This is a genomic window from Streptomyces sirii, assembly GCF_045690365.1.
Lineage (GTDB): Bacteria > Actinomycetota > Actinomycetes > Streptomycetales > Streptomycetaceae > Streptomyces > Streptomyces sirii.
Window position 1 is genome coordinate 3,001,881 of the sequence record NZ_CP147982.1, and the last position, 17,232, is coordinate 3,019,112.

Below are 17,232 nucleotides of genomic sequence, written 5' to 3' on the forward strand. Positions count from 1 at the left end.
TCACCATGGCCCGCCTCCGCGTTCCTCATCTCGTCCTGTCCTGTGCGGCGTTGACCGCGCTGGTGACCGGCTGCTCGCTGTCGGGTTTCGGCCCGACGAAGGAGGCGGAGCGCACGTACTCGGTCGACGGCAAGGTCACCGCGCTGTCGGCGACCACGCACGGCGGGAACATCGAGGTGGTGCCGGTCGACGCCGGAGGGTCGGTCAAGGTGCGCGAGAAGTACCGCTACAACGACCGCAAGCCGACACCGGAGCACGGGGTCAAGGACGGCCTGCTGACGCTGAAGGCCGAGGACTGCGGCATGGGGCGCAAGTGCGAGGTGGACTATCGGGTGCTGCTGCCGCGTGACGCCTCGGTCGATCTGCACACCAGCGGCGGGGACATCACCATCCGGGGTACCGCCGGCCGGATCAGCGCGGAGACCAGCGGCGGCGACATCACCGTCTCGGACGCCACCTCCCGTTCGGCGAAGGTGAAGACCAGCGGCGGCAATGTCGACGTCGCGCTGGACTCGGCGCCCGACGAGGTCTCGGGGCGGACCAGCGGGGGCAATGTGACCATCCGCCTCCCGAAGGGCACCTACGCGGTGGACGCCTCGACCAGCGGCGGCACCAGCAAGGTCTCCGTGCCGACGGACCCGAAGTCCGGGCACAAGGTGACGGCGCGGACCAGCGGCGGGAACGTGTCGGTGCGGTCGTCATGACGGGGGCGATGAAGGCGGCGGCCTCATGACCGGGCGGCGGGGGCGCCCCTGGACAGGAGCGCCCCCGGCTGCGCTTGGGTCAGCCGGCGGTGACCTCCCCGGTCAGCCTGCGGTCGGCGACGCTGTGCGCCGCCTCGACGGTGTAGACGCCCTCGACCCGGCGCCAGCCGCGGTCCTTCTCTTCCCAGACCGCGAAGGCGCGGTCCGGCAGCGGGATCTCGGCCTCGACGCTCTCGCCGGGAGCGGCCTCGACAACGGCGAAGCCGGCCAGCCAGCGGGCCGGGCGCTCCGGTGCATCCGGGGCGGTGTCCGCCGGCGACGCCAGGTAGATCTGGACGACCTCGCGGCCGGGCCGGTCGCCCGCGTTGCGGACCCGGACCCGCACCGAGTCCGGCGTGGTGTCCAGCGACTCGTACTCCCAGTCGGTGTAGCCCAGACCGTGGCCGAAGGGGTACGCGGGGGCGACAGCGGATCGCTGCCAGGCGCGGTAGCCGATGAACACGCCCTCGGAGTAGTCGAGTCGGCCCCGGCTCGGGGTGACGGTGGTGACCGGGGCGTCGTCGAGCCGGGCCGGCCAGGTGGTGGGCAGCCGCCCGCCCGGCTCGTGCGCGCCGAGCAGGACGTCCGCCAGCGCGGCACCGGCTTCCTGGCCGGGGAACCAACTCAGCAGCACCGCGGGCACCTCCGCACGCCACGGCAGCTCCACCGGCGAGCCGGAGTTGACGACCACGACGGTGTGCGGGTTGACGGCGGCGACCCGGGTGACCAGCTCGTCCTGGCGGCCGGGCAGCCGCAGGTCGCCGCGGTCGAAGCCCTCGGACTCGACCTCCTCGGTGGTGGCGACGACCACGACCGCGACATCGGCGGCCGCCGCGGCGCGGACCGCCTCCTCGATCTCGGCGTCGGGGTCGAGCTGCGGCTCGCTGTGGCCGAGGGAGAAGTAGAGCGCGTCGATGCCCTCGCCCAGGCCGAGCCGCAGCGGGACGAAGCGCAGGGCGACCTCGATGTGCTCCCCCGCCGTCAGCTCCGCCGTCACCCGCCGCTCGACGGGGTGCATCAGCATCTCGAAGGGGTCGTTGCCCTCCGGCGCGCAGTGGTCGTCGAAGCGGACCGAGCCGCCGACGGTCAGCCGCAGCTCGCCGCTGCCGGCGACGGCGAAGGTGTGGCCGCCGGTGAGCCGTGGGGTGAAGCTCCCGGTCAGTTCGACGGCGGCGAGGTTCTGCCGGGTGACGCCCGCCGGGAAGCCGCCCGTGGCGCGCACCTGCCCGTCGAACTGCGGCGTCTCGGCCAGCAGTCGGCCGTCCGCGGCGAGGTAGCGGGCGCGCAGGGTGAAGCCCTCGCGGGCGTGCGGGAGGCGGGTGCGCGGTTCGGCGCCGGCCGCGTAGACGACCTCGACGTGGTCGGGCAGCGCGGTGCGCAGGCCCTCCAGCGGGGAGACGACGGACTCGGGGTAGACCGTCGCGGAGCCGCCGCCGAGCACCCGCGCCTCGCGCGCACCGGCGCCGATGACGGCGATGCTCCGGACCGCCGCGGGGTCGATCGGCAGGGCCCGCCGCGCGCCGCCGACGGACTCGTTGCGCAGCAGGACGAAGCCTCGCCGGGCGACCTCGCGGGCCAGGGCCCGGCCGTCGATCCCGCGCGGGACATCGGCCGGATCGACGGCGGCCGGCACCCCGTCGAGACACCCCGTACGCGCGGCGAGCAGCAGCACTCTGCGCACCGCGTCGTCGACTTCCGCCTCCGCGACCTGCCCCGCGCGGACGGCCTCGGCGAGCGGGGCGCCGAAGACCGTACGGGGGCCCGGCATCGCCACGTCCAGCCCGCCGCGCAGGGCGCGCACGGTGTCGCGGGCCGCCGTCCAGTCGGAGACGTTGACGCCGTCGAAGCCCCATTCGCCGCGCAGCACATCGTGGACGAGCGAGCGGTGCTCGGTCATCGTCGAGCCGTTGACCTGGTTGTAGGCGGTCATGATGCCCCAGGGGCGGGCCTCTTCGACGATGCGCTCGAAGGGCGCCAGATACAGCTCGCGCAGCGGCCGGGGAGCGATGCGGTTGTCGACGGTCAGCCGGTCGGTCTCGGCGTCGTTGCCGACGAAGTGCTTGACCGTCGTCCCGACGCCGCCCTCCTGCACACCGCGCACATATCCGGCGCCGATCGCGCCGGTGAGCAGCGGGTCCTCCGAATAGCACTCGAAGTGGCGGCCGCCCAGCGGTGAGCGGTGCAGATTGACGGTCGGGGCCAGCAGGACGTGCACACCCTTGCGGCGGGCTTCCTGGGCGAGGAGGTGACCGGCCCGGCGGGCCAGCCCGGGGTCCCAGGTGGCGGCCAGCGCCGTGGGGCCGGGCAGCGCGATCGAGGGGTCCTCGGCACTCCACTGCCGGCCCCGCACCCCGATCGGGCCGTCCGACATCACCAGCGAGCGCAGCCCGATCCCGGGCACGGCCGGCAGCGTCCACATGTCCTGACCGGACAGCAGCCGGACCTTGGTGTCGAGGTCGAGCGCGGCGAGCGCCCGCTCGACGGCCGCGGTATGAGCGGCGGCCCGGTCGTTGTCCGGGATCTGGTCGTTCTCCGGGGTCCGGTCGCTCTCCGGGCGGTCGCGGGCCGGATGCCGGGCGTCGTCGCGGGCGGGGTCGTGGGGCTGGGCGTCGGTCATGCGGCTCTCCGGTGCTCCCTGAGTGGTTCTACGGCCTCCCTGTCCGGATTCTTTCCCTCTCACCTGCCAGACGGTAGGCAACGTTACTCTTCCGTTACTCAGCCCTACGGGATCTCCACTCCGGGGTTACGCTCGGCCGGTGAGTGCACGAGAGCAGCAGGCGCCCCGCGACGGCCGGTCGGGCCCTCGGCGGAGCGGCGGCGGGCGGGAGGCGCAGCGCGCGGAGCGGCGGGAGGCGATCCTGCAGGCCGCCATGGCGCTGATCGCCGAGCGCGGCTACCGCCGTACCTCGATCGCCGCCGTCGCCGAGCGCGCCGGGCTGACCCAGCAGGGCCTGCTGCACCACTTCCCCACGAAGGAGCTGCTGCTGGTCGGCGTGCTGGAGGCACGCGACCGCTGGGATCTGGCCTCGGCGGCCGCGGCGTCCGGGGCCCGGCGTACCGACACCCTCGCCCAGCTCGTCGACTACAACGCCACCCGCCCCGGCATCGTGCAGACCTACACCGTGCTGTCCGCCGACAGCGTCACCGAGGACCACCCCGCCCGCGACTTCTTCGTGTCGCGCTTCCGCTGCGTACGCGCGGCGATGGCCGAGGCGCTGCGGGCCGAGTACGGCGACACGCTGCCCGGTGGCCTGACCCCGCAGCGGGCGGCGCCGCTGATGGTCGCCGTGATGGACGGGTTGCAGCTGCAGTGGCTGCTGGACCCGGACGAGGTGGACATGCCGGCGGCGTTCCGGGACTTCCTGGCGCTGCTCGGGAGCGGGGGCGGGAACGGGGACGAGAGCGGGGACGATGGACCGGGCGAGGCCCCCTAGCGGACCGGCGCGAGGCAGGAGACCGTCATCTTGTCCGGGCTGTATTCGAGGTCCGCGAGCAGCTCGCCGTCCGCGCAGGTGTCCTTGGGCGCGTCGAGCCTGCGGGTCACCAGGTACTGGGCATCGGCCGAGCCGCATGCCACGACTTCGAGGTCCTGGTCGTGCCAGTCGCCTTCGTTGCGGACGCAGTCGCCGACGGCGAGGGTCGGGGTCTTTCCGATGCCCGCTCCCTCGACGAACGCGCCGAGGACGAACAGGGTGGGGATCGCCAGCACCACGAGCGCCATCGGCACCAGGAACAGCAGCGCCTCGGGGCGGCGCAGCAGCGACTTGCCCGGATCGAGCGAGGGCCGAAAGCCGCCCGCCGGGGCGGCCAGCTTGCGGAAGCGGGCCCGCGGGCCGAGGTTCACCAGCAGGGTGATCGGGGTGATGACCACCGACAGCGGGCTCCACCAGCCCTGCCACAGGGTCTTGGCGGACATCTCGCGGTAGGTGGCCAGCCCGCAGGATCGGCAGAACACCGCGCTCCGGCTGAGGAACCGCATCAGGAAGAGGATGCCCTGATGCCCGCGCACGGTGGCCCGGACCGCGGGCTGGGCACCGCACAACTCGCAGCCGGGGGCGGCGGCGTAGGGCGCGGGGTGCGGCTGCTGGGCGTAGGGCCCCGTGGGCTGTTGGGCGTAGGGTCCCGTGGGCGGTTGGCCATACGGCTGCGCATACGGGTAAGGGCCGTGCGGTGGTGGCGGTGTGGCCATGGAGATTCCCCCTGGATTCCTCGGAAGTGCCCAACGCGTGCGCGGACCGGACCAGAAACCCTAACCGCGGGCCGTATCAAGCCATCCCGTGCCCTCTACCGCCGCACCGCGCGCCCCGTTTTACTCGCCCCATGAGACGCATACGCACCAAGCCGGTCGCACTCGGCATCGCCCTGCTCGCCACCGTCCCGCTGTCCCTGACGGCTCCGGCCCAAGCGGCCGGCACGGGCGGACCCACCGCGGTACGGACCGCGGTCGAGCAGGTCACGGTGGAGGAGGCCCGGCTGACGCAGGCCGCGCCGCAGGAGATCCTGCGGCGCAGCGCATTCGACGACCAGGCGCCGGAGTTCGGGCGCGGACTGGCCCGCCTGGACACCTACCCGGAGGCCAGGCGCTATGTCGCGGACGCGGGACGGGCGCTGTGGCGGCGGGCGGTGGACCGGGCGCAGGGGCGCGGGCCCGCGGGCGGCGATCTGAGTCGGGACGACGACCGGCCGCTGTACTGGGCGCGGTTGGGAATGACGAAGGAACTGCGGCAGTGGCGGCCGGACTTCGCGCTGTCCCCCGCCCGGCGGGCGGCGCTGCTCGGTTCGCTGGAGCGCGGCTCGCGCGGGGAGGACGGCATCGAGCTGCCCGCCGGGAAGCAGGTGCTGCGGATCGTGGTGACCGGGTTCGACCCGTTCCAGCTGGACGCCGATCCGCGGCGGAGCAATCCGTCGGGGGCGGCGGCACTCGCGCTGGACGGGACGACGGTGCGTACCGCGTCGGGCCGGACGGCCCGGATCGAGGCCGCGATGTTCCCCGTACGGTGGGCGGACTTCGCGGCCGGCACGGTGGAGCGCACCCTGCTGCCGCACTTCCGGCGCGGGCCGCGGCAGGTGGATCTGTTCACCACGATCAGCCAGGGGCGCCCGGGGAGGTTCGACGTCGAGCGGACCAACGGGGCCTGGCGGGGCGGCTATCCGGACAACGCGCGGGAGTCCCGTACGGAGACGGCGCCGATCCCGGCGGGTGTGCCGACCGTGACGCCGCAGCCGCAGTGGACGACCACCAGCCTGCCGTACGCGCGGATCGTCGCGGCGGACACCGGGCCGTATCCGGTGGTCGACCACACCGCGGTCACCGAGATCCCGGCGGGCGGCACCGAGCCGGTCGAGCGGCCGGACGGTCCGACTCCGGGGTCCACGGCCCGCGCCGGCGGCGGCGGGGACTACCTGTCCAACGAGATCGCCTACCGGGCGACGCTGCTGCGGGACGCGGTGCGACGGCCGGCGCTGCCGGGCGGCCATCTGCACACTCCGGTGCTCGAGTTCGGGCCCGGCAACACCGATCCGGCCGGCGGTCAAGTCACCGATCCGGTCTTCGTGAAGAACCGGATCGCGATCGTCGGGCAGGTGCGCAAGGTCGTGGCGGTGGCGGCTTCGCAGGAGGCCGCCGGCGGGTAGCGCGGCCGGCCCGAGCAGGTTATCCACAGGCCGTCACACGCCGTGAGCTGTGGCGGCATGATGGAGCAATGATCCTTGCTGCCGCACAGTTCACCCCCGTTCCCGGCGACATCGGCGCCAACGCCGCGCGGATGGCCGCGCTCGTCACCGAGGCCGCCGGGCGCAACGCAGATCTGGTGCTCTTCGCCGAACTCGCGCTGTCGCGCTATGACCTGGAGGCGATAAAGGCCGACCCGGAGGGGATGACGGTCGGCCCCGACGACCCCCGCCTGACGCCCGTCCGGGAGGCCTGCCGGGCGACCGGCACCGCCGCGGTCGTCAACGCCCCGGGTCGGGCGGCGGGGGACGGCCGCCGCCCGCTCCTGTCCACCTTCGTCTACGGGCCGGACGGCGCACTGCTCACCCGCTACGACAAACGGCATCTGTCCGGGGCGGAGAACGACGTCTTCACGCCGGGCACGGCCGAGGGCCGCTTCACCCTGGGCGGGATCCGCTTCGCGCTCGCCACCTGCTACGACAACGACTTCCCCGAGGTCCCCGAGCAGGCCGCGGCGGACGGCTGCCGGGTGTACCTCGCCAGTTCGTTCCACGACGACCCGCAGTGGATGGACCGGTACGCGGAGCTGGCGCAGAAGCACGGGCTGCACATCCTCCTCGCCAACGGCACCGGCACCGGCACCGGCGTCGACCGCCCCGACCGACCGGCCTGCGGCCGCAGCGGCGCCTGGCTGCCCACGGGCGAGCAGGTGGCGGCGGCCGGCGTCGGGACGGACCTGGCGCCGGGCGAGGGCTTCGAGCTGGTGCTGACCGATGTCCGCGACCGGATCACGCTGATGGCGGACCCGGCGGTGGCGGCGATACCGGTCGAGGAGTGCGGTGAGCCGCTGGTGGACGTCCGCACCGCGGCGCCCGCACTGCTGGTGGCCGCGGACCGGCACGACGGGCCGGGCGCGTTCGCCCATCTGCGGCAGGGGGTACTGCGGCGGCTGCTGACGGCGCAGGAGTCGCTGCCGGACGGGCTGCGACTGCGGCTCGTCGAGGGCTACCGCCCGCCGGAGCTGCAGCGCCGTTACTTCGAGGAGTACGCGCAGGAGTTGCGCGCCGCCCACGCCGATTGGGATGCCGAGCGCATCCACCGGGCCGCCAGCCGCTATGTGTCGCCGCCCGACACCGCGCCGCACAGCGCGGGCGGCGCGGTGGACCTCACCCTGGTCACGGCGGAAGGTCGGGATGTCGACATGGGGACGCCCATGAACGCCTCGCCGGAGGAGAGCGACGGCGCGTGCTACACGAGCGCCCCGGATCTGCCGCCCGCGGCCCGCACCCACCGCCGGATACTCTCCTCCGCCCTGCGGGCGGCCGGCCTGGTCAACTACCCCACCGAGTGGTGGCACTGGTCCTACGGCGACCGCTACTGGGCACTGGCGACCGGCGCGGACCATGCGCTGTACGGCCCGATGGAGAGGTGGTGACACCACCGGCCGGCTGACGGTCCGGCACCCGTTACGGCACTGGGTCCCCGCAGCCGTACAGCGCGGCGGCCCGGCACCGTACGACGCCGACGGTCCGGCACCCGTGCGGCGCCGGACCGGTCGACGGGCCTCAGTCCTGCGGCGCCTCCGGCGCCAGCAGCTCCAGCTCGGCCCGGGTCGGATAGGACGGCTGGGCGCCCGGCTTGGTGACGGCCGCTGCGCCGACGCGCACGGCGAAGCGGGCGGCCTCCTGGAGCGAGGCGCCGCGGGCCAGGCGGGTGGCGAGGGCGCCGGTGAAGGCGTCGCCGGCGCCGGTGGTGTCCACGGCCTTGACCCGTACGCCGGCGACCTCGCCGATTCCGGCGGCGTCCAGCACCAGCGCGCCGTCCCCGCCGAGGGTGATCACGACCGAGCGGGCACCCTGGTCGAGCAGCGCCTGCGCCCACTCGGCGGGGGTGCCGTCGGCGCGGCCGGAGAGCCGGCGGGCCTCGTGCTCGTTGACCACCAACGGGTCTGCCACGGCGAGGAGTTCGGTCGCAAGGGCCGCTTCCGGAGCCGGCGAGGGGTTGAGCACGACCCGGGTGCCGGCCTGGGCGGCGGCCGCGGCGGCGGCCCGTACCGACTCCATGGGGATCTCCAGCTGGAGGGAGACCACCGAGGAGGCGGCGATGACCTCCTTCGCCGCGGCCACGTCCTGCGGGGTCAGGGCGGCGTTGGCGCCGGGCGAGACCACGATGCTGTTGTCGCCGTCCGGGTCGACGACGATCATCGCGGTGCCGGTGCGGGCCGCCTGGTCCACGATGACCGGTGCGACGTCGGTGCCGGCCTCGCGCTGGGCGTGCAGCAGCAGTTCGCCGTACGCATCGCCGCCGACCCGCGCCAGCAGTGCGGTGCGGCCGCCGATCCGGGCCGCGGCGGCCGCCTGGTTGGCGCCCTTGCCGCCGGCCGATTCGACCAGGTCCGTGCCGAGCACGGTCTCTCCCGCGCCGGGCCGCCGCTCGACCCGTACCGTCAGATCCGCGTTGGCCGAGCCGACCACCAGGACGTCATACATGCGCCGTTCTCCCATGTCCGAGCGGCGCGCTCCGATAGCCGTGCGCCGCTTCGCCGATTGTTGTCATCTGCCGTCTCATCCGCCGTCCCACTCGCCGGGCCGTCCGCCGTCTCAGCCGCCGTCGAACCTCGCGGCGTTCTCGGCCGTCACCAGCACCACCGGCACCTTGACCGACTTCGGCAGCCTCTCACCGCGGGCGGCCTTCAGCGCCCAGTCCACGGCCTTCCTGCCCAGGAGTTCCGGCTGCTGGGCGACGGTGGCGGTCAGGGTGCCGCCGCGGACCGCCTCGACGCCGTCCGGGGTGCCGTCGAACGCCACCACCTTCACGTCCTTGCCGGACCGCCCGCCCAGCGCCTTGGACGCGCCGAGCGCCATCTCGTCATTGGCGGCGAACACCCCGGCGATATCGCGGTGCGCCTGCAGCATGTTGGACATCACGTCCATGCCCTTGGTGCGGTCGAAGTCCGCGGGCTGCTGGGCGACGACCTGGATGCCGGGGTACTTCCTGATGCCCTCTTCGAAGCCCCGGCCGCGCTCGCGGGCGGCGGAGGTGCCGGGCTGGCCCTCCAGGAAGGCCACCTTGCCCTTGCCGCCGAGCGATGCGGCCAGCGTCTTCGCGGCGAGCCGGCCGCCCGCGACGTTGTCGGAGGCGATGGTCGAGCCGACCGTGCCGCCGTTGACGCCGCGGTCGATGGAGATGACCGGCACCTTCGCCCGGTTGGCGACGCCGACGGCCGGGACGGCGGCGTCGGAGTCGACCGGGTTGATGATCGCGGCCCTGACGTTCTGGCTGGTGAACGTCTCCATCTGGTTGATCTGCTGGGTGGGGTCGTTCTGCGCGTCGGTGATGTTGATGTGCAGCCCGCGGGCGTCCGCCTCGGCCTGGGCGCCTTCCTTGATGCCGACGAAGAACGGATTGTTCATCGTGGACAGCGCGAGCCCCAGGTCGGTGTCGCCGCCGCGGTCGCAGCCGGCCAGCCCGAGCGCCACGGTCGCGGCCAGTCCGGCCGCCAGCGGCGCCCTGGCCCGGGCGATCGCCCCACGCCCGGCCGCCCCCCTGAGGCGCACGGTCCATGCCGTCCGGTCCCTCGCCGCCGCGCTCCGGCCCCGGGCGGTCACCGCGCGCTCCGGCGGCGCAGCGTGTCCAGCAGCACCGCCAGCGCGATGACCAGCCCGGTGGCCACCTGCTGCCAGAACGCCGAGACGCTCAGCAGGTTGAGGCCGTTGCGCAGTACGGCGAGGATCAGCGCGCCGATGAGGGTGCCGGACGCCTTCCCGGAGCCGCCGGAGAGGCTGGCCCCGCCGATCACCACGGCGGCGATCGCGTCCAGCTCGTATCCGACCGCGGCCTGCGGCTGGGCGGAGGTGAGCCGGGCCGCGAGCACGATGCCGGCCACCGCCGCGAACAGCCCGGACAGCGCGTAGATGACGAGCTTGCGGCGCTTGACGGCGATGCCGCAGAGCCGGGCCGCCTCCTCGTTGCCGCCGATCGCGAACATCGCGCGTCCGGTGTACGTACGGGCCAGGACCAGTGCGGCGACCAGCCCCATCACGATCATGACGAGGACGGGTACCGGCAGCCAGCCGCCGAGGGTGTCGCCGAGCCGGCCGACCGAGCCGGGGAACTCGATCGGCGAACCGCCGGAGATGACCAGTGCCAGACCGCGGCCGACCGAGAGCATCGCCAGGGTGGCGATGAAGGCGGGCAGCCGGCCGTAGGCGACCAGCGCGCCGGAGACCAGTCCGGCCCCCGCGCCGACCGCGAGGCCGAGCAGCACCGCCGTCCAGACCGGCAGGCCCCCGCCGGTGGCCGCCCAGGCGACGACGGTGGCGGAGAGCGCCGCGACCGAGCCGACCGACAGGTCGATACCGGCCGAGACGATCACGAAGGTGACGCCGAAGGCGAGGATCGCGGTGACCGACGCCTGGACGCCGACGTTGAGGAGGTTCTGTCCGTTGAGGAAGTCCCCGGACAGCGCGGCCATCACGACGACCAGGGCGATCAGTCCGCCGAGCGGACCGTTCCTGAGGACCGCCCGGGAGAACCACGGCCCGGGGCCGCCCCGGGCCGGTGCCCGTCCCACCGCCTCGGCGGCGGCCGCCGTCTTCACCTCAGCGGACATCGGAGCCCTCCATCGCGCTCTCGTTGGTGTGGTTGCCGTCGGGGGTGCCGTGCGGGGGCCGTAGCGCGAGCTCCATCACGGCGTCCTGGGTGGCCTCTTCGGCCGGCAGCTCGCCGGCCAGCCGGCCCTGGGACATCACCAGCACCCGGTCGCTCATGCCGAGCACCTCGGGCAGATCGCTGGAGATCATCAGCACCGCGCGGCCGGCCGCCGTCAGTTCGTTGACGAGCTGGTAGATCTCGACCTTGGCGCCGACGTCGATACCGCGCGTGGGTTCGTCGAGGATCAGCAGCCTGGTGTCCGCCAGCAGCCACTTGCCGATGACGATCTTCTGCTGGTTGCCGCCGGAGAGCGTACGGGCGGGCTGCGCCAGACCGCTCATCCGCACCCTCAACCGCTCGGCGACTGCGGCCGCTTCGCGCCGCTGGGCGCCGCGGTCCACCAGCCCGCCGCGGGTGTCGCGGTCGAGCCGGGCGAGGGTGAGGTTGTCCTGGAGGGACGCGTCCAGGACCAGGCCCTGGCCCTTGCGGTCCTCCGGTACGAGGCCGAGGCCGGCGCGCATCGCGGCGCGCACATCGCCGCCGGCCAGCGGCTCGCCGTCGACCTCGACCGTGCCGGCGTCATAGCGGTCCACGCCGAAGACGGCCCGGACGACCTCGGTGCGGCCCGCGCCGACCAGTCCGGCCAGGCCCACCACCTCTCCGGCCCGCACCTCGAAGTCGATGCCCTCGAAGACCGGCCCGGCCGTCGTCCCGTGACGGGTCAGCCCGCGGACCCGCAGCAGGGGCGCACCCGGCTCGTCGGGGCGCACCCGCGGGTACTGCTCGGCGATGTCCCGGCCCACCATCAGGCGGATCAGCTCGTCCTGGTCGGTGGATGCGGGGACCTCGGCGACCGAGCGGCCGTCGCGCAGGACGGTGACCCGGTCGCCGAGCGCGCCGATCTCCTCCAGATGGTGGGTGATGAAGAGGATGCCGACGCCGGCGTCGCGCAGTTCGCGGACGATCGTGAAGAGGGTGTCGACCTCCTCGGAGGTGAGCACCGCGGTCGGCTCGTCCATGATCAGGACGCCGGCGTCGAGGCCGAGCGCCTTGGCGATCTCGACCATCTGGCGCCGGGCGATGCCCAGTTCGGCGACCGGGGTGTCCGGGGAGACGTCCAGGCCCACGCGGGCGAGCAGCTGGGTGGCGCGGGCACGCAGGGCCTTGCGGTCGATCAGACCGAGCGCGGTGCGCGGCTGGCGGCCCAGGAAGAGGTTCTCGGCGACGGTCAGCCCGGGGACGAGGTTGAACTCCTGGTAGATCGTGGCGATGCGGAGGCGCTCGGCGTCCCGCGCGGAGCGGATCTGCACCTCGCGCAGGCCGTGGGGCGCGCCGTCGACGAGGATGCGGCCCGCGTCGGGGCGGTGGGCTCCGGAGAGCATCTTGATCAGGGTGCTCTTGCCCGCGCCGTTCTCGCCGAGCAGGACGTGCACCTCGCCGCCGCGCAGGCTCAGGTCCACGCCGTCCAGCGCGCGGACGCCCGGGAACGACTTCGTCACCCCCTCCACGCGCAGCAGTTCGCGGCCGCCCGGTACGTCGTCGTTGACGCCGGTCATGCGCTCCCCCTCTCTTCTTCGGGTCCCCTTGCGGTGGTCGGTCCGGACTGCGGCTCGCCGGACCCGCTAGCCGGCGGTCTCGCCGCAGGAACGCCGGACGACCAGCCGGGCCGGCAGCAGCACCGAGTCGGCCGGCCGGCCCTCGATCCGCGCCAGCAGGGTGGCGACGGCGGCCCGGCCCAGTTCGCGGGTGGGCTGGGCGATGGCGGTCAGCGGCGGGTCGATATGGGCGAACCACGGCACGTCGTCGTAGACCACCAGCGCCATGTCGTCGGGCACCCGCATCCCGCGGGCCCGGAGCTCGTCCATCGCGCCCAGCGCCATCAGGTTGTCGGTGGCCAGCACCGCGTCCGGCGGCTCGGGCAGGTCGAGGAAGCCGCTCATCACCCGCCGGCCGCCGGTGGGCTGGAGATCGGGGGTGGCGCCGACCCGCTCGTCGGGCAGGGCGAGGCCGTGGCCGGCCAGCGCCGTACGGAACAGTTCGAGGCGCTCGTCGCCGGTGGGGGTGCCGGCCGGCGCGACGATGATCGCGGGGCGGCGGCGGCCGAGGGCGGCGAGGTGGGCGGCGAGGTCGGTGAGCGCGGCGGCACCGTCGGCGCGTACGCAGGGGGCGTCGACGCCGGGCACGGTGCGGTCCAGCAGGACCAGTGGGGTGCCGGCGGCGACGGCCTCGCCGAGCATCGCCGAGCCGGTGCCGGCCGAGCTGACCAGCAGGCCGTCGATCCGGCGGTCGAGCAGGGTGCGGATGTAGTCGTCCTGCTGCTCGGGGCGCTCGCCGGCGTTGCCGATGACCAGGCTGTAGCCGAGGCTGCGGGCGGCGTCCTCGACGGCGTCGGCCAGCTCGGTGAAGAAGGGGTTGGTGAGGTCGCCGATGATCAGGCCGAGCGTGCCGGTGCGGGCGGTGCGCAGCGCGCGGGCGACGTTGTTGGGGCGGTAACCCAGCTCCCGTACGGCGGCCAGCACCCGTTCGCGGGTCTCGGCGACCGGGCTGTGGCCGTTGAGCACCCGGGAGACCGTGGCGACGGAGACCCCTGCCCGCTCTGCCACATCTTTGATGTTCGCCATGGCGCCGTTGCCGTTTCTGTCCGTGCGACCGCCGACCGCCCAGGGGGCGGGTGGCTTCGCGTCATCGACGTGTAATCGATTTCAGGAGGTTTTCGTGGGGGCTACGAAATCGATTACACGGCCGGTGCGTCAAGATGCCGCGAATGTTGCCTGTGTCACATCGGGGTTGTCTGCGCCACAACGGGGAGTCGGCGGCGACGGAGCCGGCTCACCGGAATCCCGCGCCGTGCGAACGATCGGCCCGGGCACTCCCCCGTTGACCGTCCCGCCTCGATGGCGCGCACCGGCCGTGTCCGGACCCGTGGGCCCGACCCGCCGATTACCGGGCGAACTGACCCACGCACGCGACGACCGCCACCAGCAGGCTCAGCACGCCGAGTACGACCTGCCACCTGTCAGGCGGGGCCCATCGGTCGCTCTCCTGCTCCGTGTCCTGATCGTCCATCGCTCCTCCTCGCTCCTCCGGACAGGCCCCGGAAGTCAGGGCCTTCACCGGCGGTGCCGCCGGTGAAGCTGTGGGAGGAACGCGATGAAGCCCGTTGAGAATAGCGCGAGTTGAGCCCCTCGCGGGGCGGAATCCGGCGCCACGCGGGGAGTGGGAGCAGGCCCTGGCCGCCCCGGCTCCGGCCCCACGCGCCAGGGGCCGCACCCCTTTGCGGGATGCGGCCCCTGGCGGGAGTCGCCGGTCAGCGGCGGATCAGGCGACGGTCAGCTTGACGTCGATGTTGCCGCGGGTGGCGTGCGAGTACGGGCAGACCTGGTGGGCCTTCTCCACGAGGTCCTGGGCGGTGGCCGCGTCGACGTCGGGGATCGACACCGAGATCTCGACCGTGAGGCCGAACCCACCGTCCGGGGTCTTGCCGATGCCGACCTTGGCGGTCACCCGGGAGCCGGAGACATCGGCGTTCTCCCGGCGGGCGACGACGCTGAGCGCGCCCTGGAAGCAGGCGCTGTAGCCGGCCGCGAAGAGCTGCTCGGGGTTGGTGCCGGCGCCACTGCCGCCCTGCTCCTTGGGCGGGTTGACGACCACGTCGAGCTTGCCGTCGTCGCTGGCGACGCGGCCGTCACGGCCGTTCTCAGCGGTGGCGACGGCGGTGTAGACGACGTCGACGGTCTGGATGGACATACGAGATCCTCCTGTGATTCGCCGCGACTCGCGCCCACGGATCGCGACGGCCTGCCGCCGAGCCTAATCCGTGGCGAAGGACGGCTGCCAGTGCGGGTTCTCCGACGGGGCCGTTCGAGCACGGTGGTCGTGATCCCTGCGCCGAGCCGGGCCGAGGTGGCGGACCGGCACGCGCGGCCGGCTCACGGCCGAGCGTCCCCGGTCCACCGCGACAGCGGCCGCATCGTCGCGCCGAGGCGGATTCTCGCCTGTCAACCCACGTCGATGACCCGGCGTCCCACTCCATGACGGACGGCTGCCGATCACCCGGGAGAGCACGTGGCGAAGAAGGACCAGAGGACGGACGCGGCGGGGGAGAAGGACCGCGAGAAGTGGATGGCGCGTTTCCAGGTACGGCTGGCCGTGCGGCCGGGCGTGGACCGGGCGGTCGTGCTCCAGGCGGTCAAGGATGTCACGGCGCACTGCACGGATACGGGAGAGCATCCGCGGACCGCCTTCGGCGACCCGGACGCCTACGCCGTGCAGGCCGCCGCGCGGCTGGTGCCGGCGGACCGGGCGGCGCGGGCGAGGCGGCACAACGGCGTGGTGGACGCGCTCGACTCCGTGCTGAAGAGGGCCGGGGACGTCGCCGGTCTGTGACCGGCGTCCGTCATGGCCCGGCGCACGGGTCGTGCTTCGGCTCACCCGAGGTGGCTAGGCCGTCGCAAGAGGCCGCGGTGCCGGGCGGACCATGGCGAACTCCCGGTCGGCCGATCCGGGGCGTACGGGCTGGGTCCGGCCCGTTCGTTGGAAGCCGTGGCGGGTGTAGAGGTGCTCCGCGGGCGTGTTGCCCTCCGTGACCCAGAGGTGGACCTGGGGGTGGCCGTGGTCGCCGGCCCTGCGCAGTGCCTCGCGGACCAGGAGGTCGCCGGCGCCGCGTCCGCGTGCGGCGGGGCTCACCCACATCGACACCAGCTCCGCGGCGCCGGGGTCGGTCGGGACGATCCCGATCAGGCCACAGGCGCCGCCGTCGTCCTCGGCGAGGAACTGGCTGCGGCACGTGAGGCGCTCGCGCCAGTCGCCCTCCGCGAAGGCCTGCTCGCGGCCCAGGGTGGAGCCGAACGCCTCGGGGGCGTCGGCCAGGGCCGCCAGGCGGACAGTGCGGTAGAGGGCCCAGTCGTCGGGCTCCAGGGGGCGCACGGTGATCTCTGTCATGGGCCAGACCCTGGCGCCGGCCGGCGCCCCCGGCAAGGGGTTTTCCGCGCGGTCCGGGCCGGTGCCCGCACCGCGGCCGGCGTCCGCACCGCGGCCCGCGGACTCCCGCGGCCGGGTGCGGATCGGGACGCCGCGCGCCGGGACTCCGGTCAGTCGTCCAGGCTCACGATCATCTTGCCGGTGTTCTCGCCGCGCAGCAGGCCCAGGAAGGCCTCGACGCCGTTCTCGATGCCGGAGACCTTGGTCTCGCGGTACTTCAGCTCGCCGGAGCGGATCCAGGCGGAGACCTCCTGGACGAACTGCGGCTGGAGCGCGTAGTGGTCGGTGACGATCAGGCCCTGCAGGCGCAGCCGCTTGCCGATGACCTGCGCGAGGTTGCGCGGCGCGGGGGTCGGCTCGGTGGCGTTGTACATCGAGATCATGCCGCAGATGGCGACCCGGCCGTGGACGTGCAGGGAGGAGATGGCCGCTTCGAGGTGGTCGCCGCCGACGTTGTCGAAGTAGACGTCGATGCCGTCCGGCGCGGCCTCCTTCAGCTGCTTGGCGACGTCGCCGTTCTTGTAGTTGAAGGCGGCGTCGAAGCCGTACTCCTCGACCAGGAGCTTGACCTTCTCGTCGGAGCCGGCCGAGCCGATGACCCGGGAGGCGCCCTTGAGCTTGGCGATCTGGCCCACCTCGCCGCCGACCGCGCCGGCCGCGCCGGATACGAAGACGGCGTCGCCCTCCTTGAAGGACGCGACCTCCAGCAGGCCCGCGTAGGCGGTCAGGCCCGGCATGCCGAGCACGCCGAGGTAGGCGGTGAGGGGAGCCAGCGAGGGGTCGACCTTGGCGACGCGCTGGGCGTCCAGGACCGCGTACTCGCGCCAGCCGAGGCCGTGCAGGACGTGGTCGCCGACGGCGAGGGAGTCGGCGCGCGAGGCGATGACCTCGCCCACGGCGCCGCCCTCCATCGGCTGGTCGAGCTGGAAGGGCGGGACGTAGGACTTCACGTCGTTCATCCGGCCGCGCATGTACGGGTCGACCGAGAAGTGCTTGGTGCGGACGAGGACCTGGCCCTCGCCGACCTCGGGCACCGCGGCCTCGCGCAGCGCGAAGTCGTCCGGGGTGGGCCAGCCGTGCGGGCGGGCGACGAGGTGCCATTCACGGCCGGTCGTGGGCAGTGCGGACATGAGCGCGATCCTTCCTAATGCTTCAGGTACTGAAACAATGATGCTCCTCGATATT

The 17,232-nt window shown here is 73.7% G+C and carries 14 protein-coding genes and 1 pseudogene; 5 read left to right on the forward strand and 10 right to left on the reverse strand.

Annotated features, from left to right (window positions below; translation table 11 throughout):
• The first annotated feature begins 5 nt into the window (after positions 1-5).
• On the forward strand, positions 6-704 hold the full coding sequence (locus WAB15_RS13540) for a DUF4097 family beta strand repeat-containing protein (RefSeq protein ID WP_407286373.1): 699 nt from the start codon (positions 6-8) through the stop codon (positions 702-704).
• Between the two features lie 79 nt (positions 705-783).
• Here WAB15_RS13540 and WAB15_RS13545 read toward each other — a convergent pair whose 3' ends face one another.
• Positions 784-3,360: a beta-glucosidase family protein gene (locus WAB15_RS13545; RefSeq protein WP_407286374.1), complete on the reverse strand. Its 2,577-nt coding sequence runs from the start codon at positions 3,358-3,360 to the stop codon at positions 784-786.
• A gap of 139 nt (positions 3,361-3,499) precedes the next feature.
• Between WAB15_RS13545 and WAB15_RS13550 the strand changes: the two genes are divergently transcribed.
• A complete protein-coding gene (locus tag WAB15_RS13550) occupies positions 3,500-4,177 on the forward strand; it encodes a TetR family transcriptional regulator (protein ID WP_407286375.1) in 678 nt (225 codons plus the stop codon).
• Here the strand turns inward: WAB15_RS13550 and WAB15_RS13555 are convergent.
• Positions 4,174-4,932 (reverse strand): hypothetical protein, encoded by a 759-nt coding sequence (locus WAB15_RS13555; protein ID WP_399147912.1) that lies wholly within the window; start codon positions 4,930-4,932, stop codon positions 4,174-4,176. The genes WAB15_RS13550 and WAB15_RS13555 overlap by 4 nt on opposite strands.
• A 131-nt stretch (positions 4,933-5,063) precedes the next feature.
• Between WAB15_RS13555 and WAB15_RS13560 the strand changes: the two genes are divergently transcribed.
• A complete protein-coding gene (locus tag WAB15_RS13560) occupies positions 5,064-6,377 on the forward strand; it encodes a pyroglutamyl peptidase (protein ID WP_407286376.1) in 1,314 nt (437 codons plus the stop codon).
• 68 nt (positions 6,378-6,445) lie between these two features.
• The gene (locus tag WAB15_RS13565; protein WP_407286377.1) at positions 6,446-7,849 is read left to right on the forward strand and encodes a nitrilase-related carbon-nitrogen hydrolase; all 1,404 of its coding nucleotides are present in this window, start codon (positions 6,446-6,448) and stop codon (positions 7,847-7,849) included.
• Between the two features lie 130 nt (positions 7,850-7,979).
• Here WAB15_RS13565 and WAB15_RS13570 read toward each other — a convergent pair whose 3' ends face one another.
• The 6 genes and pseudogenes from WAB15_RS13570 to WAB15_RS13595 form a co-directional block, all read right to left on the reverse strand.
• On the reverse strand, positions 7,980-8,903 hold the full coding sequence (locus tag WAB15_RS13570; RefSeq protein ID WP_399147909.1) for a ribokinase: 924 nt from the start codon (positions 8,901-8,903) through the stop codon (positions 7,980-7,982).
• A 111-nt stretch (positions 8,904-9,014) separates the two neighbouring features.
• Positions 9,015-11,026 (reverse strand): annotated as a pseudogene (locus WAB15_RS13575) (substrate-binding domain-containing protein).
• The gene (locus WAB15_RS13580; protein WP_407286378.1) at positions 11,016-12,623 is read right to left on the reverse strand and encodes a sugar ABC transporter ATP-binding protein; all 1,608 of its coding nucleotides are present in this window, start codon (positions 12,621-12,623) and stop codon (positions 11,016-11,018) included. Before WAB15_RS13580 ends, WAB15_RS13575 begins: the two are co-directional and overlap by 11 nt.
• Positions 12,624-12,689: 66 nt before the next feature.
• Positions 12,690-13,688: a LacI family DNA-binding transcriptional regulator gene (locus WAB15_RS13585; RefSeq protein WP_399147907.1), complete on the reverse strand. Its 999-nt coding sequence runs from the start codon at positions 13,686-13,688 to the stop codon at positions 12,690-12,692.
• A gap of 319 nt (positions 13,689-14,007) precedes the next feature.
• A complete protein-coding gene (locus WAB15_RS13590) occupies positions 14,008-14,133 on the reverse strand; it encodes a hypothetical protein (protein ID WP_384427165.1) in 126 nt (41 codons plus the stop codon).
• 252 nt (positions 14,134-14,385) lie between these two features.
• Positions 14,386-14,814, reverse strand: coding sequence for an organic hydroperoxide resistance protein (locus WAB15_RS13595; protein ID WP_399147906.1), 429 nt, complete (start codon positions 14,812-14,814; stop codon positions 14,386-14,388).
• Between the two features lie 318 nt (positions 14,815-15,132).
• Here WAB15_RS13595 and WAB15_RS13600 point away from each other — a divergent pair, with 318 nt between their 5' ends.
• Positions 15,133-15,453: a hypothetical protein gene (locus WAB15_RS13600; RefSeq protein WP_407286379.1), complete on the forward strand. Its 321-nt coding sequence runs from the start codon at positions 15,133-15,135 to the stop codon at positions 15,451-15,453.
• A gap of 54 nt (positions 15,454-15,507) precedes the next feature.
• Here the strand turns inward: WAB15_RS13600 and WAB15_RS13605 are convergent, their stop codons facing one another.
• Complete coding sequence (locus tag WAB15_RS13605) at positions 15,508-16,008, reverse strand: GNAT family N-acetyltransferase (RefSeq protein ID WP_407286380.1); 501 nt, start codon at positions 16,006-16,008, stop codon at positions 15,508-15,510.
• A gap of 149 nt (positions 16,009-16,157) precedes the next feature.
• Positions 16,158-17,177 carry an NADP-dependent oxidoreductase gene (locus tag WAB15_RS13610; RefSeq protein WP_399147903.1) on the reverse strand — a complete coding sequence of 340 codons (1,020 nt, stop codon included), beginning with the start codon at positions 17,175-17,177 and terminating at the stop codon, positions 16,158-16,160.
• Between the last annotated feature and the right edge of the window lie 55 nt (positions 17,178-17,232).